Raw genomic sequence first — 19,028 nt, 5'->3', positions numbered from 1 at the left:
TTAAAACCAGTGAAGGGCGTGGGTCAATTCGCCGGAGAGAGGAAATTGGCCTGCGCCGCTTGGGCCAGGTCAGGGGGCAAGAAGTCTTTGTCAGGGTTGTAGTCCGCTTTCAAATAGCGCGACAACGCATCCAGATCGCCTGGGTTCAACGTGCCTGCCACTTGCTTGAGGCGCAGGTTGTCGAGGATGTAGTCGTAGCGAGTGTTGTTGTAGTCGCGCACCGAGTTGTACAGCTGGCGCTGGGCGTCCAGCACGTCAACGATGTTGCGCGTGCCCACCTGATAGCCGATTTCTGTGGCTTCCAACGCACTTTGGTTGGAGATGATCGACTGCTTGCGCGCTTGTACCTGCTCGACGTCGGTGTTCACCGCGCGGTGCAGATTGCGGGTGTTTTCGACCACCTGGCGGCGCAAGCCTTCGCGCTGTTGCTCGGTTTGATCGAGCCGCGAGTACGACTCACGCACTTGCGAGCTGGTCAGCCCGCCGCTGTAGATCGGAATGTTCAACTGAATGCCAATGCTGCGTTGCGAGACGTCGCCGCTGTAGCGCTGCTGCAAGGCATTGGGGTTGCTCAGGCCAAAACCGTCGTTGTCGCCGGTTTTGTACTGCGCCACGGCATCGAGGGTCGGCGCGTGGCCGGCCTTGCGTTGCTTGAGGGTTTCTTGCGCGGCATCCACGGCGAAATTGCTGGCCAGCAAATTCAAGTTTTGCTGGGCTGCGGTTTCAACCCAGATTTTCGCGTTGTTGGGTGAAGGCGGCAGGATCGGCAGCGTGTGGCGCATGCCTTCAATCGAGTTGTACTGGCGGTTGGTCAGGGTGATCAGCGCCTCAAAGGCGTCATCGACCTGGCGCTGGGCCACAATCCGGTTGGCGCGCGAGGTGTCGTAGCTGGCCTGGGATTGCAGCACATCGGTCTTGTCTGACAGGCCCACGTCAAAGCGCTCGCGGGACTGGTCGAGCTGGCGCTTGAACGCGGCTTCTTCAGCCTTGGTTGCGGCCAGCGTGTCTTGGGCGCGCAGTACCGAGAAGTAGGACTCGGCGGTTTGCAAAATCAGGTTTTGCTCAGTGGCTGACAGTTGCAGCGCGGCCTGTTCGTTGACCGACTCGGCGGCTTTGAGCTGGAACCAGCGGTCAATGCGGAAGATCGGTTGGGCCAGGGTCGCCTGATACACCACGGCACTGCGGGTGGTGGTCAGCGAAGGCTGGTCGATGGAGGTGCGCACACTGCTCGACTCGGCACCGCCCGACAGATTAGGCAGCAAACCGGCGCGGGCCTGCGGCACGACTTCTTTTTGTGCTGCGTAGTTGGCGCGTGCCGCCGCCAGGTCGGCGTTGTTATCAACGGCTTCGTGATACACGCTGACCAGGCCATTTTGGCTGGCCAACGGGGCCGTTGTCTCCAGCGCCATAGCGCTGGTTGCCCAAGACACGGCGACAGCCAGTGAGAGTTTGCGCAACATGAGCGATCCCTAGTTCAAGAATGCGGAAAATGAACCCCCGAGTCCGACTCGTGGTTTCAAGACGTAGCGAGTGTAGTAGTCGTGACACCTTGCAACAATGCTCTTAGTACGTCTTTACGTAACGTTAAAAAATCAGGGGTTGGCGTTCAGGGTCACTCTTGTCTAGACTGGCCGGGTTCTTGTCGGGGTGCCTTGCTATGAGGCTGAGATCGAATAATTTCGGATCCCGTTGAACCTGATCAGGTTAACGCCTGCGTAGGGAACAAGATTTCTCGTCACCCGGCGAGTCCTCTTGAGTGCCGTCCGGGATCGATTGTTCAAAAAATGAGCAATCATTTGAGGTCGTCACTCAGCACCCAGTCCTTGGGGGCACCCGTACATTTTTCAGGTTCTCCCTCCGACAATCCGCCTGGATGCAGTCTGGAGAGCCGTGATGAGTACAAAACCAAAAAACGCGATCAATCTCAGTGACTCGGCAAAAGTCGATGAGCAGTCGGTCAAGCCGTTTACCCGCTCGCAAAAAGTCTACGTACAGGGCTCGCGCCCCGACATTCTGGTGCCGATGCGTGAAGTCAGCCTGGATGTGACCCCCACTGATTTTGGTGGCGAAATCAACGCCCCGGTATTGATCTACGACACCTCTGGCCCGTATACCGACCCGTCTGTGCAGATTGACGTGCGCAAAGGGCTGGGCGACGTGCGATCAGCGTGGATCAATGACCGGGCGGACACCGAACGTCTGCCGGGGCTGAGCTCGAACTTCGGGCAAATGCGCCTCGACGACGTTGAACTGACCAAACTGCGTTTTGCCCACGTCAAAAATCCGCGTCGGGCCAAGGCCGGTGTCAATGTCAGCCAAATGCACTATGCGCGTCAGGGCATCATTACCGCCGAGATGGAATACGTCGCCATCCGCGAAAACATGAAGTTGCAAGAGGCGCGGGCGGCGGGCTTGCTCGACCAGCAACACGCCGGTCACAGCTTCGGCGCCAACATCCCCAAGGAAATCACCCCCGAATTTGTCCGCGATGAAATCGCCCGCGGTCGCGCCATCATCCCCGCCAACATCAACCACGTTGAGCTGGAACCGATGATCATCGGTCGCAATTTTTTGGTGAAGATCAACGGCAACATCGGCAACAGCGCGCTGGGGTCCTCCATTGAAGAAGAAGTGGCCAAGCTGACGTGGGGCATTCGCTGGGGCTCGGACACGGTCATGGACTTGTCCACCGGCAAGCACATTCACGAAACCCGCGAGTGGATCATCCGCAACTCCCCCGTACCGATCGGCACCGTGCCGATTTATCAGGCGCTGGAGAAGGTCAACGGTGTGGCGGAAGACCTGACCTGGGAGCTGTTTCGCGACACCTTGATCGAACAGGCTGAGCAGGGCGTCGACTACTTCACCATCCACGCCGGTGTGTTGCTGCGTTACGTGCCGCTGACCGCCAAGCGGGTGACCGGCATCGTGTCCCGGGGTGGCTCGATCATGGCCAAGTGGTGCCTGGCGCACCACAAAGAGAACTTCCTCTACACCCACTTCGAAGACATCTGCGAAATCATGAAAGCCTACGACGTCAGCTTCTCGCTGGGCGACGGCTTGCGTCCGGGTTCGATTGCCGACGCCAACGATGCTGCGCAGTTCGGCGAGCTGGAAACCCTGGGCGAGTTGACCAAGATCGCCTGGAAGCACGACGTGCAGTGCATGATCGAAGGCCCGGGCCATGTGCCGATGCAGTTGATCAAAGAGAACATGGACAAGCAGCTGGAGTGCTGCGACGAAGCGCCGTTCTACACCCTTGGCCCGCTGACCACGGACATTGCGCCGGGTTACGACCACATCACCTCGGGCATTGGTGCGGCGATGATCGGCTGGTTTGGTTGCGCCATGCTTTGTTATGTCACGCCTAAAGAACACTTGGGCTTGCCGAACAAGGATGACGTGAAGACCGGGATCATCACCTACAAGATTGCGGCCCATGCTGCGGACTTGGCCAAAGGCCATCCGGGTGCGCAAATTCGCGACAACGCGTTGAGCAAGGCGCGGTTTGAATTCCGTTGGGAAGACCAGTTCAACCTTGGCCTGGACCCGGACACTGCGCGCTCCTACCACGACGAAACCCTGCCTAAGGACTCGGCCAAAGTCGCGCATTTCTGCTCCATGTGCGGGCCGAAATTCTGCTCGATGAAAATCACCCAGGAAGTGCGCATCTACGCCGCCAACCAACGTATCGACGCCATTGACGTCGATGTTGCCAAAGGCCTTGCCGAACAGGCCGAGCGCTTCAAGCAGGAAGGCAGCCAACTGTACAAAAAAGTGTGATGTAAACCGCGACCTGTTTTGGCTGTGGTTTTTCCTCGGTATTGCCTGATGGTGTTGCAGACCGGTGCGTTGCAGTGGGTGAGGGGCCGTTACTGCTAAAAGCCCCTCACCCTCACCCTCACCCTCTCCCGGAGGGTGAGGGCGATGTTTATTTGCCCTGAACAGGGAACCACTCTGGCTTAAGAATCCCGTTCAAACGCGAATAAGGGATCTTCAGCTCAACATGGCCTTCGGAGTACGGCGCAATGCTGTACACATCGTATTTCAACACCACGTTGTCTTTGAGCAGGGCTACGTGCGGGGTTTGCTGGAACGGCCAGGTCTTCACGAATTCCGGGTCATTGCCAAAGCGGGTGCTGATTAACCAGTTGTTGTGCGCCACTTTGCCTGCGGCCCAAAAGGCCTTTTCCTGGCCCGGCACCAACATGTCCTGCAGGGTCACTTCTTTTTGGTCTTTGCGCGAATAGTTGATAAACCCGCGCCCCGGCATGCCATGCGCGCCGCCGGTGTCCAGGTAGCTCGACAATTCGACAATCACCAGACCGTCATGCTGCTCACGTACCTTGGCCTGCAAGTAGCTGCTGTAGCGGCTTTGCGCGGTGCGTAAAAACTGTTCACGGTAAGCATTGAGCGACGGCGCCAATTTATCTTCCGGCGAGTTGACGGTCATTTTCAGCAGGCGAGCTTCAATCAGCGCGTCCAGCTTTGGTTCGTCCGCAAAATGCACCGTATCAATGTTAACCAGCGGGCAGTCCTGGCCTTTGCAGCCGGCCTTGAGCTGCTCCGATGCATCGGGCGTAACGGCCAGCGGCTTTGGCGCAGACGCTTGAAACACGCTTTGGCAGGCGCCCAGGGTCAGGGCGATGCAGGTCATGGAGGCAATCTTTAAAAGTGACATGGTCGTCCTTCATCAACGAAACAAAAGCAAAAATTATGGTTGTTCGACTGCCCACAAAGGCATCAGTTCGCCACTAAGCTCAATAGTGTCAATTAGAGTTGGTTTGCAGGTGATCCGTCTATCCCCGTGTCAGAAAAGGGGCTGCATCGCAGCGCGCAGGCGCGTTAGGATGCGCGATGCCGTGGGCCACCCCGGCGAGCATTTGCCAGCAAGAGGTTTTACATGACGGATATCACCCGAGCCACGCCCAGCACAGTCGAGATCGTAAAGCGCGAGCAGTGTTTTAAAGGTTTTTATCAACTGGATCGCGTGCGCCTGCGCCACGAACTGTTTGCCGGTGGCATGAGCTGTGAAATCAGTCGCGAAGTGTTTGTGCGCCATGATGTCGTGTGTGTGCTGCCCTACGACCCGCAACGTGATGAAGTGGTGCTGATCGAGCAGTTCCGGGTCGGCGCGATGGGCAAGACCGATACCCCGTGGCTGATCGAACTGGTGGCCGGGCTGATCGACAAGGAAGGTGAGGTTGACCCGCAAGAGGTGGCCCACCGCGAAGGCGAAGAAGAAGCCGGCGTGACCTTCTCCTCGTTATGGCCCATTACCCGCTACTTCCCGTCACCGGGCGGCAGTACTGAGTTTGTGCATCTGTTTTTGGGGCGTTGCAGCACTGAAGGCGTGGGTGGCTTGCATGGGCTTGAAGAAGAAGCAGAAGATATCCGCGTAACAGTTTGGGCGTACGAAGATGCGCTACAAGCTGTACGAGATGGACGGATTTCCAATGCGGCGAGCATTATTGCCTTGCAATGGCTGGCGCTTAATCGCGCGGAGGTGAGGGGGCTATGGTCGTAAATGGGGGGCGTGACCGTTATCGGGTCGACTTGATTGGCTTGCAGGCTGCTTGCGAAGCCAACTATGCGCGCCTGATGCGTTTGCTACCCGACATGCGCGAGCAGCCGGACGCGCGGCGGATCGCCGTGACCCAGGGTGATCAAATGCTCGGGGTGCTGACCCTCGAAGTGATGCTCGAATGCCCGTATACCAGCACGTTGCGCGTGCGCCAGGAACATAGCTTGCCGTGGCTGCCGGTGCCAGAGTTGCAGGTGCAGGTGTACCACGACGCTCGCATGGCCGAAGTGATTGGTGCCGAACACGCGCGCCGCTTTCGCAGCATCTATCCTTACCCCAACGACGCCATGCACCAGCCGGATGAAAAAGCCCAGCTCAATGTGTTTTTGGGTGAGTGGTTGAGCCATTGCCTAGCGTGCGGTCACGAATACGCACAAGTGCGCTAGGCCGTAGGCGCTGGCTGCGATCTTTTGATTCATGGGTTCGCGGTGCGAGCTGGTGTTCAGGCTGCAAGACGCAGTGGCATAATCGCGCCATTCATCGACGCCTCCCGGGAGAGCTGCCTTGCCGAGTGTATCCACGCTGACCACCGACGACCCGGTGCTGCTGGTGCAGCTGTCCGACAGCCATTTGTTTGCTGATGCAGATGGCTCGCTGTTAGGGCTCAAAACCGCCCAAAGCCTGCAACAGGTGATTGCGTTGGTACGCGCCGAGCAGCCGTCTATCGATGTACTGCTGGCGACCGGCGATCTGGCTCAGGATAGCAGCGTTGCGGCGTATCAGTATTTTCGGCAGGCCACCCACCCGCTCGCGGCGGTGGCACGCTGGCTGCCTGGCAATCATGACAATGTCCAGCATATGGCGGCGGCCGCAGTGCAAAGCCGTTTGATGGAGCCGCGTGTCGATATCGGCAATTGGCGTATCACGTTGTTGCACTCCAATGTCGTCAACAAGAGCCACGGCTATCTGGAAGACAACCAGCTTCAATTATTGGCGCAATCGTTGAGCGAAGCCCCGGATCGCCATCATTTGGTGTGCCTGCACCATCACCCGGTCGCGGTGGGGTGCGAATGGATCGAGCCGATCGGGCTACTCAACGCCGAGGCATTTTGGGCCGTCATTGACCGTTTTCCGCAGGTTAAAGCAGTGCTGTGGGGGCATGTTCATCAGCCCTTCGACCAGCAGCGCAACGGGCTAAGGCTGCTGGCCACGCCTTCGACCTGCTTCCAGTTCGCGCCTCACAGCGCCGATTTCAACGTCAGCACCGAGGCGCCCGGCTATCGCTGGCTGCGCCTGCAACCTGATGGCACTTTGCAGACAGGCGTGTCGCGTGTGGCGCACTTTGACTTCGAACCCGACTATGGCGCGGGTAAATATTGAGTACTGGACAAACTTACAGATGATGGGTCGAGTCATTCACCCCGAGTCAGGCTAAACTGCGCGTCTTTCTCAAGGCTGCGTCTGGCTGAATTTGTTCTCGGGAGTAACGGCATGTCGGGTTCCATCTTGTATATCCACGGTTTCAACAGCGCGCCCGAGTCGAAAAAAGCGACGCAGTTGAGGTCAGTGATGCAGCAAATGGGGCTTGATGACCGGTTGCAGGTGCCGGCCTTGCACCATCACCCGCGTCAGGCCCTGATGCAGCTCGATGCGGCAATCAGCGAGCTGGGCAGCCCGCTGCTGGTTGGCAGTTCACTCGGCGGCTACTATGCGACGTATCTGGCCGAGCGGCATGGCCTCAAGGCGTTGCTGGTCAACCCTGCCGTCAGTCCGCACCGGATGTTTGACGGCTATCTGGGGACGCAAACCAACCTGTACAGCGGCCAGACCTGGGAGCTGACCCATGACCACGTTACAGCTTTGGCTGAACTGGAAGTGTCGGCTCCGCAAGACCCGCAGCGCATTCAAGTGTGGTTGCAGACCGCCGATGAAACCCTGGACTACCGCCACGCCGAAAAGTACTACGCAGCATGTGCCTTGCGTATTCAGGCCGGTGGCGATCACAGTTATCAGGGGTTTGCCTTGCAATTGCCAGCGCTGCTGAGTTTTGCCGGGATTGCTGCGCAACAGTTTCAAACCATCGACTTTGCGGCCCTTTAAGGCGCCCGTCGAATGACCCTTATTTTTCATTTACGACTAACGACGAGACCCTATGGCCACTCCCAGCGCTAGCTCTTATAACGCCGACGCCATCGAAGTCCTCTCGGGCCTCGACCCGGTGCGCAAACGCCCCGGCATGTACACCGACACCAGTCGTCCGAACCACTTGGCGCAAGAAGTCATCGACAACAGTGTCGACGAAGCCCTGGCAGGGCACGCCAAGTCGGTCAACGTCATCCTGCACGCCGACCACTCGCTGGAAGTCAGCGACGACGGGCGCGGCATGCCGGTCGACATCCACCCCGAAGAGGGTGTGTCAGGTGTCGAGCTGATCCTCACCAAGCTGCACGCGGGCGGCAAGTTTTCGAACAAGAACTACCAGTTCTCGGGCGGTCTGCACGGGGTTGGTATTTCAGTGGTAAACGCCTTGTCGACCCAGGTTCGGGTCAAGGTCAAACGCGACGGTAACGAGTACCAGATGACCTTCGCCGATGGCTACAAAGCCACCGACCTGGAAATTGTCGGCACCGTGGGCAAACGCAATACCGGCACCAGCGTGTACTTTGCGCCGGACCCCAAATACTTCGACTCACCCAAGTTTTCGGTCAGCCGCCTCAAGCACGTACTCAAAGCCAAGGCCGTATTGTGCCCGGGGTTGCTGGTCACCTTTGAAGACAAAAGCAGCGGTGAAAAGGTCGAATGGCATTACGAAGACGGCCTGCGTTCTTATCTGGTCGATGCGGTCAGCGAATTCGAGCGCCTGCCGGACGAGCCGTTTTGCGGCAGCCTGGCGGGTAATAAAGAAGCCGTCGACTGGGCGTTGCTGTGGTTGCCGGAAGGTGGCGACAGCGTTCAGGAAAGCTACGTCAACCTGATCCCGACGGCTCAGGGCGGCACCCACGTCAACGGTCTGCGCCAAGGTTTGCTCGACGCAATGCGCGAGTTCTGCGAGTTCCGCAGCCTGCTGCCGCGTGGCGTGAAGCTGGCGCCCGAAGACGTGTGGGAGCGCATTGCGTTCGTGCTGTCGATGAAAATGCAGGAGCCGCAGTTCTCCGGCCAGACCAAAGAGCGTCTGTCATCGCGTGAAGCGGCGGCGTTTGTCTCCGGCGTGGTCAAGGATGCCTTCAGCCTGTGGCTCAACGCGCACCCTGAGCTGGGCATGCAGTTGGCCGAACTGGCAATCAACAACGCGGGCCGCCGCCTCAAGGCCAGCAAAAAGGTCGAGCGCAAGCGCATCACCCAAGGGCCGGCGTTGCCGGGCAAGCTGGCAGACTGCGCCGGGCAAGACCCGATGCGCTCCGAGCTGTTTTTGGTCGAAGGTGATTCCGCTGGTGGCTCGGCCAAGCAAGCGCGGGACAAAGAGTTTCAAGCGATCCTGCCACTGCGCGGCAAAATTCTTAACACTTGGGAAGTCGACGGCAGCGAAGTGCTGGCCAGTCAGGAAGTGCACAACATCGCGGTCGCGATTGGTGTCGATCCGGGCGCGGCCGATATCAGCCAGCTGCGCTACGGCAAAATCTGCATCCTCGCCGACGCCGACTCTGACGGTTTGCACATCGCAACCTTGCTCTGCGCGTTGTTCGTGCAGCACTTCCGGCCCTTGGTCGACGCCGGTCACGTGTACGTGGCCATGCCGCCGCTGTACCGCATCGACTTGGGCAAAGAGATTTTCTACGCGCTGGACGAAGCGGAACGCGATGGCATTCTTGACCGTCTGGTGGCCGAGAAGAAGCGTGGCAAACCGCAGGTCACACGATTCAAAGGTCTGGGTGAAATGAACCCGCCGCAACTGCGCGAAACCACGATGGACCCGAATACGCGTCGCCTGGTGCAGCTCACGCTGGAAGATTTCGCCGCTACGTCTGAAATGATGGACATGCTGCTGGCGAAAAAACGCGCCGGTGACCGCAAGTCCTGGCTCGAATCCAAAGGCAACCTGGCGCAGGTGCTGACCTGATGCGCAGAGCCTTGCTGGCGCTGCTTTTGCTGGGAGCAACACCGGTGCTGGCCCAGACATGGCCAGAACTGGTGTTGCAGTCCGAGCATCCGGTTGAAGGCATGCGCGGCGCTAACCTGTCGGGTTTGGCGATGTGTCAGGGCGAAATGTGGGCGGTGTCTGACCGCGATGACGATCAGATTTACCGTTTGGATACCCGTTATCCCGAGTGGCTGGCCGATGAGGTCAGCATCAACGTGCCCACGCCGCCTGAAAGCGGTCTGCCGTGGGGCGTGCGCATGATGGGTAAAGCCATTGCCCCGCTGCGCGGTGGCGATCTGGATTTCGAAGGCATCACCTGCGACGCTGCGGGCAACCGCTACGTGGTCAGCGAGTCGTATGCCGCGGTGTTGAGGGTTGCGCCACAGGGCAATGCCTCGTGGCTGAAAATCGATTCGGGCCTGGTTCGACAGGCGCGCGCCAGCGGCATGTTGCTGCATTTCAACGCCTTGTTTGAAGGCATTGCGGTGAACCCGCAGGGCAATCAGATCTGGCTCGCGGCAGAGCGCGAACGCCGCGGTTTGCTGACGGTGCGTAAAAAACAGAGCGTGTGGGATTGTGAAGACGGCTGCGTGATCATGAGCGAAGCCGGGCCTGAACAACCGCCCGTTCAACTCAAGGCCAAACCGCAGTCCAAAGACTTCGCCGACCTGGCCTTGTTCGACGGCAAGCTGTTTACCCTTGAGCGCATGGCTTATCGCATTTGCCGTCGTACGCCGAGTACCGGCGAGGTTGAGCGCTGCTGGTCGTTCGCCCAGGACGCATTGACCGATGCCCGCCGTTACACCTCGGCCTACGGCAATGCCGAAGCGCTGAGCATTGACGACAAAGGCGCATGGGTGGGTGTCGACAACGGCAACCATGTGCGTGCCGATGGTGAAAAGCGCCCGGTCGTGTGGCGTTTCGCTGCCCCGCAAGGTGGCTGGAGTGCAAAGCCATGAGCCAGCAACCACCGGGCAAGGGGGCTGGTCGTGTGTTTATGATCGTGGCCTGTTGCGCCGGTTTGTACTTGGCCACGCAGTTTTTTGGGCGTTGGGAACAACGTCAGCAAAACCCCAACACTGAAGTGACCTCGCAGCAGGGCGAGGGCTACATCGAGGTCAAGTTGCAGGCCAACGTGCAGGGTCACTTCGTCGCCAGCGGCCGCCTGAACAATGTGCCGGTGGAATTTTTACTGGATACCGGGGCCACCGATGTGGCGGTTCCGCTGGATTTAGCCCGGCAATTGGCCTTGCCCAAAGGCGTGGCCGTGACCCTTAACACCGCCAATGGGCGGGCGCAGGGCTATCGCACGCAAATCGACCGTCTGCAACTGGGCGCCATCGTGTTGCGCAACGTACGCGCAGTGGCGGCCCCGGGGCTGGAAGGCGAACAAGTACTGCTGGGCATGAGCGCATTAAACAAACTTGAATTTACCCAGCGCGGCGGCACCATGCTGCTGCGCCAGACAACGAACTGAATGAGGTCCGCATGAGCGACTCCCTTGATCTCAGCCTGGACGGCGTAGAACGCCGGTCACTGGCCGACTTCACAGAACAGGCCTACCTCAACTACTCCATGTACGTGATCATGGACCGGGCCTTGCCGCACATCGGTGACGGCCTCAAGCCCGTACAGCGGCGTATCGTGTACGCCATGAGCGAGTTGGGGCTGGACGCCGATTCCAAGCACAAGAAATCGGCGCGTACCGTCGGTGACGTGCTCGGCAAGTTTCACCCGCACGGTGACTCGGCCTGTTACGAAGCGATGGTGCTGATGGCTCAGCCGTTCAGCTACCGCTACACGCTGGTCGACGGCCAGGGTAACTGGGGTGCACCGGACGATCCCAAGTCTTTCGCGGCCATGCGTTACACCGAAGCACGTTTGTCGCGCTACTCCGAAGTGCTGCTCAGCGAGCTGGGCCAGGGCACGGCCGACTGGGTGCCGAACTTCGACGGCACAATGGACGAGCCTGCGGTGTTGCCGGCGCGTTTGCCGAACATTTTGCTCAATGGCACCACTGGCATTGCCGTGGGCATGGCCACCGACGTGCCGCCGCATAACCTGCGCGAAGTGGCCACTGCCTGCGTGCGTTTGCTCGACGAACCCAAGGCCACGGTTGAGCAGCTGTGCGAACACATTCAAGGCCCGGATTACCCGACCGAAGCTGAAATCATCACCCCGCGCGCCGATCTGTTGAAGATCTACCAGACCGGCCGTGGCTCGGTGCGCATGCGGGCGGTGTATCACGTTGAAGACGGCGATATCGTTGTCACCGCGTTGCCGCACCAAGTGTCGGGCGCCAAGGTGCTGGAGCAAATCGCGGCACTGATGCAGGCCAAGCCGACCAAGCTGGCCATGGTCACCGACCTGCGTGACGAGTCAGACCACGAAAACCCGTGCCGTATCGTGATCATCCCGCGCAACAACAAAGTCGATCTCGACGAACTGATGCAGCACTTGTTCGCCGTGACCGAGCTGGAGTCCACGTTCCGGGTCAACATCAATATCATCGGCCTGGACGGTAAGCCGCAGCTGAAAAACCTGCGTGCCTTGCTGGTGGAATGGCTGGAGTTTCGCATCAACACCGTGCGCCGCCGCTTGCAGTTCCGCCTGGACAAAGTCGAGCGCCGCCTGCACCTGTTGGACGGCTTGCTCACCGCGTACCTGAACCTCGACGAAGTGATTCATATCATTCGCACCGAGGAGCACCCCAAGGCCGAGCTGATTGCCCGTTTTGGCCTGACCGAAACCCAGGCCGACTACATTCTCGACACGCGCTTGCGCCAATTGGCCCGTCTCGAAGAGATGAAACTGCGCGACGAGCAGGACGCGCTGCGTAAAGAACAAGCCAAGCTGCAAGCCTTGCTCGGCAGCGAAGCCAAGCTGAAAAAGCTGGTGCGCACTGAGTTGATCGAAGACGCCAAAACCTACGGTGATGACCGTCGTTCGCCTATCGTGGCCCGTGCAGAAGCCAAAGCACTGTCGGAAAACGAGCTGGTGCCGACTGAGCCGGTCACGGTTGTGTTGTCTGAAAAAGGCTGGGTACGTTGCGGTAAAGGTCATGACCTCGACGCGACGGGCTTGTCCTATAAAGCAGGCGATGGCTACAAAACAGCGGCGGCGGGGCGCTCTAATCAATTTGCCGTGTTCATCGACTCCACCGGGCGCAGCTATTCGGTGGCGGCCCACACCTTGCCGTCGGCCCGAGGTCAGGGTGAGCCGTTGACCGGCCGCCTGACACCGCCACCGGGTGCCAATTTTGAATGCGTGTTGCTGCCTGAAGACGATTCGCTGTTCGTGATCGCCTCCGACGCCGGTTATGGCTTTGTGGTCAAAGGTGAAGACCTGCAAGCCAAAAACAAAGCGGGCAAAGCGCTGTTGAGCTTGCCTAAAGGCGCCAAGGTGATGCAGCCGCGCCCCGTCACGGATCGCGAGCACAACTGGCTGGCCGCCGTGACCACCGAAGGGCGTTTGCTGATTTTCAAAGTCAGCGATTTGCCGCAGTTGGGCAAGGGCAAGGGTAACAAGATCATTGGCATTCCCGGAGATCGGGTGGCCAGTCGCGAAGAGTACGTGACTGATATTGCCGTGCTGCCAGATAACGCCACGCTGGTGTTACAGGCGGGCAAGCGCAACCTGTCGCTCAAGCCGGATGACCTGGAACATTACCGTGGTGAGCGCGGGCGACGGGGTAATAAACTGCCGCGTGGCTTCCAGCGCGTGGACGCGATGTTGGTAGAAACGCCAAATTAAGCCGATTTAGAGCGTCCGATCTGCGTTTTTTCGCGTAGATCGGCGCTACGAGGCTGGAGTCGAACCGGATATTCGCGGATGATATGGCGCACTTCTGGCATCGCTCATGGCGACGAGCCCAACGAATTTTTCGAGAATCACACTGTGGCGTGCCTGATGGTTGCCACCTGGATGGAATGATGAACGTTCTGCGCCTTCCTTTAATTGCGTTGCTGACGGGCGTGCTCGGCTTGGCGGGGTGCACCACGCACCAGCCTGCGGCCTTGTACCAACTGGACAGCGGCACACCCGGCCAGCCTGCGCAAACCGCTGGCATGGCGGTGGTACTTGGCCCGGTGACCGTGGCTGACTACCTGCAACGTGAAACCTTGTTACAACGTCAAAGCGACGGCAGCCTGAGTGCGGCCACTGACGGTCGGTGGGCAGGTAGCTTGTCGGCTGACATCGACCAACTGCTGCTTCGTCAGTTGGCCTGGCGCCTGGACAGCCAGCGCGTTGTGTTGTCGCCAGCCCCGGCGAGCTTCAGTCCTGACGTGCAAGTCTTGCTGTCGATCACGCGGTTGGACTCGGGCAAAAATCAGCCTGCGATCCTGGATGCCCAGTGGCGTTTGATTGACCGTCGCGGTCAGGTGCGTGACAACCGCATGGTGCATCTGGAGAAGTCGCACGATGGCTCTACGGCCTCGCAGGTCAAGGCGCAAGGCGAGTTGTTGCAACAGATGAGTCAGCAATTGGCAGTGGCGCTTAAGCCGTTGGCCAATCAACCGCCTTTGGTGGATGCGCGCAAGCCGGAACCCAAGCCTGCTGCAAAGCAAGAATCTGAAAAGCCTCGCATTCCGATGGCTTCGCCGATTCGTACCGACATGGAAGTGTTTCGCTTCTGAGCAGGTGGCTGAAACCAAAAAATCCCGCACATGTGCGGGATTTTTTTTGGCGCCTCAAAAACCTTTCACCCGCAGGGTGAGGGTCTGCAACGGTTACCCGCGTTTCTCATGCATGCGCGCGAGTTGGCGTTCGAGCATGGAGGGGTAAGGTTCCATCAAGCGCTCTACGCAACAAGCACCTTCAGGGCTGGCAATCGGGCGGATACGCGCACGTTGGCGAATAAGGGCATCGTCACTGATCTTGCGTTCCACCAGCAGCAGGTTGCGGCTGTGTTGCGACAGTGCCAAAGCATCCTGCGCCGTTTCAGTCAGCAACAGGTCGATCTGGCTCATGCCCGTCAGCCCTTCGCCCAGCACCAGGCCCAATTGCAATTGCAAGGTGATGCCGCTGTCAGCCACCTCAATTTGCAAGGCATGGCCCAAGGCGCGCAGCAACTCGCCGCAGCATATGGCGTTGGTCAGGTAGTCGTCGCCGCTCTCTTCGCTGTGGAACAGCATCAGCGTGCTGCCATCGTTCAATGTATGCAGTTCGCTTTCGTACAACGATGCCGCCTGTTCAAGGCAATCGCGATAGCGCTCAAGCAGCTCGGTCAAACGCGCGCGTGGCAGGCGGCGCAGTTGGTCTTGCGCGCCCAGTTGCACGGCCAGTACTGCGCTGGGTTGCGGCGCAGCAGGTACGAGCGGTTTAGGCTTGGCCTGCGCAACAGGGCCAGCACTGTTGTCACGCACATCGGCAAACGGGTCTTCTTCGGTGTCGTCTTCTTCAGCGTGGATCACATGACGCGCAACGGCTTTTGGCGCAGGCACAGCCGGCGTTTCGTCAAAGCTTGGGTCGCGCAGGCTGCGCACTTCAAAATGAGGCTCGTGATCGTCGGCGTCTTCGTAGTCGCTGTCGTCGTACTCCGGCTCAGGTGCTGGCTCGGGTTCCGGGGCCGGTGGTGCCAGACGCGTGTGAAGCTGACGCGCCAGATCGCCGATTTCATCCTGACGGTTGATGGCCGGGGTATACGGGTCGGGTTCGCGCAGCCAGACACGCAGTTGCAGCAGCGGGGTCGAAATATGACGGCCCAGACGCAAGCTCAAGGCCAGGGCCAACGCCAGCAAGATGGCGCTGAGGATGCCCATGCTTTGCAGGCTGATGGTCATCGGCTGCTGGAACTGGTTCATGTCGAGGCTGATGCGCAGATGCCCTGCGGTCACGTCCTGGAACGTGATCTTGGTCTGATACATGCCCTCGGCTTCACCCAACAGTCCGTTTTTAGGACGCTCCCCGGCTTCCGCGAGGATGCGGTTGTCGACGCTATAAATTGCAGCGTGCGCCACCAGGGGGTTTTTGGTCAGGTTGTTGAGCAGCACGTTGAGGCTGAGGATGTCGTTGGACACCAGCAGCTCAGTCGCCGAAGTGGCGGTTTGCGTGGTCAGGCTCTGACCCAGTGCATCGGCTTGTTCGTGCATGGCTTGCTTGAATTGCAGGCCCATGACCACGGCGTAAATCACCAGGGCCAGCGCGACCAGAATCACGTTATGGCTGGCAATACGCAGCGCAAGCGGAACGCGACGATCGCGCAAGGCCCGGAAGATCAGCAGGAAGAAGTTATCGGTTTTTACAGGCAATGGCCGGTTCACTGAGCGCGGCTCTTAGTCCGTTAAGTTGGTGCGCAGTATAGCGATCAGCCCTGAGGCGGCAAAGCCTTGGCGATGCCCGATGGTCACTGAAAGTGGGTAGAATGCGTTTTTTTTAGCGAATGGGGGTGTGCCTTGCGCGAAATCGTCTTGATAAACATCACGGGTGAGGACCGTGCGGGTCTCACAGCGGCCATTACCGGTGTATTGGCCAACAATGGTGTGAACATGCTCGACATCGGCCAGGCCGTCATTCATGGCGTTTTGTCGTTGGGTTATCTGGTTGAGATCGAGCAAGCCGATCAGGTGTCGGCCGTGCTGAAGGACCTGCAACCCTTGATCGCCAATGAAGGGCTGCAACTGCGTTTCGACCCCATCACCGAAGCGCATTACCAGCGCTGGGTGAACGAGCAAAGCCAGAAGCGTCACGTGGTGACGCTGATGAGTCGCCAGGTCACAGCCCAACAGCTGTTGCGCGTGACCTCGGTTATCAGCCAGCACGGGTTGAACATTGAGCAGACCGATCGCCTCTCGGGCCGCGTGCCGCTGGATGCACCCACCCATCTGAGCAAAAGCTGCATCGAGCTGCGCGTGACCGGCGAAGTGGCGGACCTTGAGGCTCTACGGGCCGAGTTCTTCGACTTGTCGCAAGCGCTTAATATCGACATCGCGCTGCAAGAAGACACCCTGTTTCGGCGTAATCGCCGCCTTGCGGTCTTTGACATGGACTCGACCCTGATCGAAGCCGAGGTCATTGATGAGCTGGCAAAAGCGGCGGGCGTAGGCGACAAAGTGGCTGCAATCACCGAGCGGGCGATGGCCGGCGAGCTGGATTTCAAAGCCAGCTTCAAGGAGCGCCTGGCGTTGCTTCAAGGGTTGGACGTGGGTGTGCTGGATGCCATCGGTGCGTCACTGCGTTTGACCGAAGGCGCAGAAGTGCTGTTCGCCGAACTCAAACGTCTGGGCTATAAAACCGCCATTTTGTCAGGCGGCTTCACCTACTTCGCCAAACAATTGCAGGCCAAGTTGGGCATCGACTACGTATTTGCCAACGAGCTGCACGTGGTAGACGGTAAGGTGACCGGTGTGGCGGTTGAGCCGATTGTTGACGCGCAGCGCAAAGCAGACTTGCTGCGTGAACTGGCACAAAAGGAAGGCTTGAGCCTGGAGCAGACCATTGCGGTGGGCGATGGCGCTAATGACTTGGCCATGCTGGCCATTGCAGGGTTGGGTGTGGCGTTCCGCGCCAAGCCACTGGTGAAGAAGTCGGCCAAGCACGCGATTTCAACCTTGGGCCTGGATGGCGTGTTGTACCTGTTGGGTCAGCGCGACCGTAACAGCCAGGGCTAAACAGAACGTGTCGTTTCGCAGGCGGCGATAAGGGCCCAAGGCCCTTCGCTTTTAGCGGGTGCGCTTCGCGACCCCTCGCAGCCTGCGGCAGCGACGACCGGTTATTCGCCCAGCTTCTGGCCCATCATCACCGGCGTACCCGCTGTCAGGCCTTCGGCCCATTTCACTTGTTCTGGGCCAAACAATACGATGGCCGTCGAACCCAGTTTGAAGCGACCCAGTTCGGCCCCTTTTTCCAAGTGGATGGGTGCGCGTGCCGCTTCGTCATAACGCAAGGTTTTCAGCTCGCGCTTAGGCGGTGTCACCAGACCTGCGAATACGGTTTCAATCGATGCCACGATCATGGCGCCCACCAATACCACGGCCATCGGGCCGCGCTCGGTATCAAAAATGCACACGGCACGTTCGTTACGGGCAAACAGTTCCGGCACGTTTTCGGCGGTGGTCTGGTTGACCGAAAACAGACGGCCCGGCACGTAGATCATTTCGCGCAACGTACCGGCCAGCGGCATGTGCACGCGGTGGTAGTCCTTGGGCGACAGGTAAATGGTGGCAAATTCGCCGCCCATAAATTGCGCCGCAACAGCCGGGTCGCCACCCACCAGTTCCAGCACGCTGTAGCTGTGGCCTTTGGCCTGAAACACGCGTCCGTGCTCAATCGGGCCCAACTGGCTGACGGCGCCATCGGCGGGGCTTAAAACGGCGCCGGGGGTTTGATCCAGCGGGCGGGCGCCGTCTTTCAATGCGCGGGTGAAGAAGGCATTGAAGTGCTCATATGCGGTGACGTCTTCAACCAGCGCCTGGGACATGTCCACTCGATAGCGCTTGGCAAACCAGGTGGTGAAGGCATTTTTGAACCAGCGCACACGGCACTCCGCGACGCAGCCTGCCAGGCGTGAGAGCAAGTGATGCGGCAACAGGTACTGACTCAAGAGAAACAAACGCTTTTTCATTACAGGTCCTTAATGATTGACGGGCAGCTCGACGGGGGTGTCGGGGTGGTTGCCCCATTCGCCCCAGGAGCCGGCATAGCCTTTGACGCGCGGGTAACCGAGCGCCTTGGCCACCAGATACGTAAAGCCAGAACGGTGGTGAGTCTGGCAGTGGGTAATCACTTCTTTGTCTTTGCTGATGCCCAGATCTTCGAGGATCTGCGCCATGTCCGTGCGAATTCGCAGGCTGCGGCGTGTATCCATGCCGGCGGTCCATTCAAAATTGATCGCGCCGGGAATGTGTCCGCCTTTGGCCGCCAGCACCTTTTCGCCGTTGTACTCGGCCGGGCTGCGCGCGTCCCAAATCGCCAGGTCTGCGGCGCCCAAACGGCTTTGCACGTATTCGCGCGTGGCGGTTGGCTCCTCGTGCAGCGTCAAGGTCACCGGGTGGTGCGCGATGGGGGGGACGTCGGTAGAGGTGTCGTAGCCCTCAGCAATCCATGCATGAATGCCACCGTCTACATAGTGGTAAGCCTTGTGCCCGATCACATCCAGCAGCCAGATGAACCGACCGGCCCAACCGCCGCCTTCATCGTCGTACACCACGTAGACCGTGTTCGGGGTGTGCTCCAACTCACCGAACAGCGCTTCAAGTGCAGTGTGCGACGGCAGTAAGCCTGGGGCTGGCGGTTGGCCGAGCTGGGTGCGCTTGGGGTCGACGAAGCGAGCGCCCGGGATGTGCCCGGCCGCGTAACGCGCCTCGCTGGTCAGGTCGACAATGATCACGTTGGGCGCGTTGAGCCGTGCGTGCAGATCGCATGGCTCAATCACCAGCGGCAAGCCAGAGAAGTCAGGCATGTGAGGTCTCCAGAGCGAAAAGGGGC

At 59.4% G+C, this 19,028-nt stretch carries 16 protein-coding genes and 1 riboswitch; of the genes, 11 read left to right on the top strand and 5 right to left on the bottom strand.

The window, feature by feature from the left end:
- Positions 1–23: 23 nt before the first annotated feature.
- Positions 24–1,460 carry a TolC family outer membrane protein gene (locus GYN01_RS14560; RefSeq protein ID WP_048364469.1) on the bottom strand — a complete coding sequence of 479 codons (1,437 nt, stop codon included), beginning with the start codon at positions 1,458–1,460 and terminating at the stop codon, positions 24–26.
- 173 nt (positions 1,461–1,633) lie between these two features.
- A riboswitch (TPP riboswitch) is annotated at positions 1,634–1,739 on the top strand.
- Between the two features lie 154 nt (positions 1,740–1,893).
- Between GYN01_RS14560 and thiC the strand changes: the two genes are divergently transcribed.
- Entirely contained in the window at positions 1,894–3,783 is a 1,890-nt protein-coding gene (gene thiC, locus GYN01_RS14555) for a phosphomethylpyrimidine synthase ThiC (RefSeq protein WP_048364468.1), read from the top strand.
- Positions 3,784–3,931: 148 nt separating this feature from the next.
- Here the strand turns inward: thiC and GYN01_RS14550 are convergent, their stop codons facing one another.
- Positions 3,932–4,681, bottom strand: a complete 750-nt coding sequence (locus GYN01_RS14550; RefSeq protein ID WP_048364467.1) for an RsiV family protein — start codon at positions 4,679–4,681, stop codon at positions 3,932–3,934.
- Between the two features lie 222 nt (positions 4,682–4,903).
- Between GYN01_RS14550 and GYN01_RS14545 the strand changes: the two genes are divergently transcribed.
- The 9 genes from GYN01_RS14545 (at position 4,904) to GYN01_RS14505 (ending at position 14,239) form a co-directional block, all read left to right on the top strand.
- Positions 4,904–5,527, top strand: a complete 624-nt coding sequence (locus tag GYN01_RS14545; RefSeq protein ID WP_203307350.1) for an NUDIX domain-containing protein — start codon at positions 4,904–4,906, stop codon at positions 5,525–5,527.
- On the top strand, positions 5,518–5,970 hold the full coding sequence (locus GYN01_RS14540; RefSeq protein WP_048364465.1) for a DUF1249 domain-containing protein: 453 nt from the start codon (positions 5,518–5,520) through the stop codon (positions 5,968–5,970). Before GYN01_RS14545 ends, GYN01_RS14540 begins: the two co-directional genes overlap by 10 nt.
- A gap of 118 nt (positions 5,971–6,088) precedes the next feature.
- Positions 6,089–6,904: a 3',5'-cyclic-AMP phosphodiesterase gene (gene cpdA / locus GYN01_RS14535; RefSeq protein ID WP_203307349.1), complete on the top strand. Its 816-nt coding sequence runs from the start codon at positions 6,089–6,091 to the stop codon at positions 6,902–6,904.
- 111 nt (positions 6,905–7,015) lie between these two features.
- The gene (locus GYN01_RS14530) at positions 7,016–7,624 is read left to right on the top strand and encodes a YqiA/YcfP family alpha/beta fold hydrolase (RefSeq protein ID WP_048364463.1); all 609 of its coding nucleotides are present in this window, start codon (positions 7,016–7,018) and stop codon (positions 7,622–7,624) included.
- Between the two features lie 52 nt (positions 7,625–7,676).
- Positions 7,677–9,581: a DNA topoisomerase IV subunit B gene (gene parE / locus GYN01_RS14525; RefSeq protein WP_048364462.1), complete on the top strand. Its 1,905-nt coding sequence runs from the start codon at positions 7,677–7,679 to the stop codon at positions 9,579–9,581.
- The gene (locus GYN01_RS14520) at positions 9,581–10,561 is read left to right on the top strand and encodes an esterase-like activity of phytase family protein (protein WP_048364461.1); all 981 of its coding nucleotides are present in this window, start codon (positions 9,581–9,583) and stop codon (positions 10,559–10,561) included. The genes parE and GYN01_RS14520 overlap by 1 nt, the downstream gene beginning before the upstream one ends.
- Positions 10,558–11,079 carry a retropepsin-like aspartic protease family protein gene (locus GYN01_RS14515; protein WP_203307348.1) on the top strand — a complete coding sequence of 174 codons (522 nt, stop codon included), beginning with the start codon at positions 10,558–10,560 and terminating at the stop codon, positions 11,077–11,079. The genes GYN01_RS14520 and GYN01_RS14515 overlap by 4 nt, the downstream gene beginning before the upstream one ends.
- An 11-nt stretch (positions 11,080–11,090) precedes the next feature.
- Positions 11,091–13,355: a DNA topoisomerase IV subunit A gene (gene parC, locus GYN01_RS14510; protein WP_048364459.1), complete on the top strand. Its 2,265-nt coding sequence runs from the start codon at positions 11,091–11,093 to the stop codon at positions 13,353–13,355.
- A gap of 179 nt (positions 13,356–13,534) precedes the next feature.
- A complete protein-coding gene (locus GYN01_RS14505; protein ID WP_173426979.1) occupies positions 13,535–14,239 on the top strand; it encodes a PqiC family protein in 705 nt (234 codons plus the stop codon).
- 93 nt (positions 14,240–14,332) lie between these two features.
- Here GYN01_RS14505 and GYN01_RS14500 read toward each other — a convergent pair whose 3' ends face one another.
- On the bottom strand, positions 14,333–15,865 hold the full coding sequence (locus tag GYN01_RS14500; RefSeq protein ID WP_048364457.1) for an AhpA/YtjB family protein: 1,533 nt from the start codon (positions 15,863–15,865) through the stop codon (positions 14,333–14,335).
- A gap of 132 nt (positions 15,866–15,997) precedes the next feature.
- Here GYN01_RS14500 and serB point away from each other — a divergent pair, with 132 nt between their 5' ends.
- A complete protein-coding gene (serB, locus tag GYN01_RS14495; protein WP_048400518.1) occupies positions 15,998–17,212 on the top strand; it encodes a phosphoserine phosphatase SerB in 1,215 nt (404 codons plus the stop codon).
- Between the two features lie 101 nt (positions 17,213–17,313).
- Here the strand turns inward: serB and asd are convergent, their stop codons facing one another.
- Positions 17,314–18,165, bottom strand: coding sequence for an archaetidylserine decarboxylase (gene asd, locus GYN01_RS14490; RefSeq protein ID WP_048400516.1), 852 nt, complete (start codon positions 18,163–18,165; stop codon positions 17,314–17,316).
- Between the two features lie 9 nt (positions 18,166–18,174).
- Positions 18,175–19,002: a rhodanese-like domain-containing protein gene (locus GYN01_RS14485; protein WP_048400514.1), complete on the bottom strand. Its 828-nt coding sequence runs from the start codon at positions 19,000–19,002 to the stop codon at positions 18,175–18,177.
- Positions 19,003–19,028 lie beyond the last annotated feature (26 nt).

The sequence above is a fragment of the Pseudomonas weihenstephanensis genome (assembly GCF_016812185.1).
Taxonomy (GTDB): Bacteria; Pseudomonadota; Gammaproteobacteria; order Pseudomonadales; family Pseudomonadaceae; genus Aquipseudomonas; species Aquipseudomonas weihenstephanensis.
The sequence above is the reverse complement of the archived record's forward strand: the minus strand, read 5'-3'. Positions and strand labels throughout refer to the sequence as shown.

Excerpts from the sequence above, each read along its gene's own strand:
- GYN01_RS14560 (WP_048364469.1), bottom strand. The coding sequence starts at position 1,460 with ATGTTGCGCAAACTCTCACTGGCTGTCGCCGTGTCTTGGGCAACCAGC.
- thiC (WP_048364468.1), top strand. The coding sequence starts at position 1,894 with ATGAGTACAAAACCAAAAAACGCGATCAATCTCAGTGACTCGGCAAAA.
- GYN01_RS14550 (WP_048364467.1), bottom strand. The coding sequence starts at position 4,681 with ATGTCACTTTTAAAGATTGCCTCCATGACCTGCATCGCCCTGACCCTG.
- GYN01_RS14545 (WP_203307350.1), top strand. The coding sequence starts at position 4,904 with ATGACGGATATCACCCGAGCCACGCCCAGCACAGTCGAGATCGTAAAG.
- GYN01_RS14540 (WP_048364465.1), top strand. The coding sequence starts at position 5,518 with ATGGTCGTAAATGGGGGGCGTGACCGTTATCGGGTCGACTTGATTGGC.
- GYN01_RS14530 (WP_048364463.1), top strand. The coding sequence starts at position 7,016 with ATGTCGGGTTCCATCTTGTATATCCACGGTTTCAACAGCGCGCCCGAG.
- parE (WP_048364462.1), top strand. The coding sequence starts at position 7,677 with ATGGCCACTCCCAGCGCTAGCTCTTATAACGCCGACGCCATCGAAGTC.
- GYN01_RS14520 (WP_048364461.1), top strand. The coding sequence starts at position 9,581 with ATGCGCAGAGCCTTGCTGGCGCTGCTTTTGCTGGGAGCAACACCGGTG.
- GYN01_RS14515 (WP_203307348.1), top strand. The coding sequence starts at position 10,558 with ATGAGCCAGCAACCACCGGGCAAGGGGGCTGGTCGTGTGTTTATGATC.
- parC (WP_048364459.1), top strand. The coding sequence starts at position 11,091 with ATGAGCGACTCCCTTGATCTCAGCCTGGACGGCGTAGAACGCCGGTCA.
- GYN01_RS14505 (WP_173426979.1), top strand. The coding sequence starts at position 13,535 with ATGAACGTTCTGCGCCTTCCTTTAATTGCGTTGCTGACGGGCGTGCTC.
- asd (WP_048400516.1), bottom strand. The coding sequence starts at position 18,165 with ATGAAAAAGCGTTTGTTTCTCTTGAGTCAGTACCTGTTGCCGCATCAC.
- GYN01_RS14485 (WP_048400514.1), bottom strand. The coding sequence starts at position 19,002 with ATGCCTGACTTCTCTGGCTTGCCGCTGGTGATTGAGCCATGCGATCTG.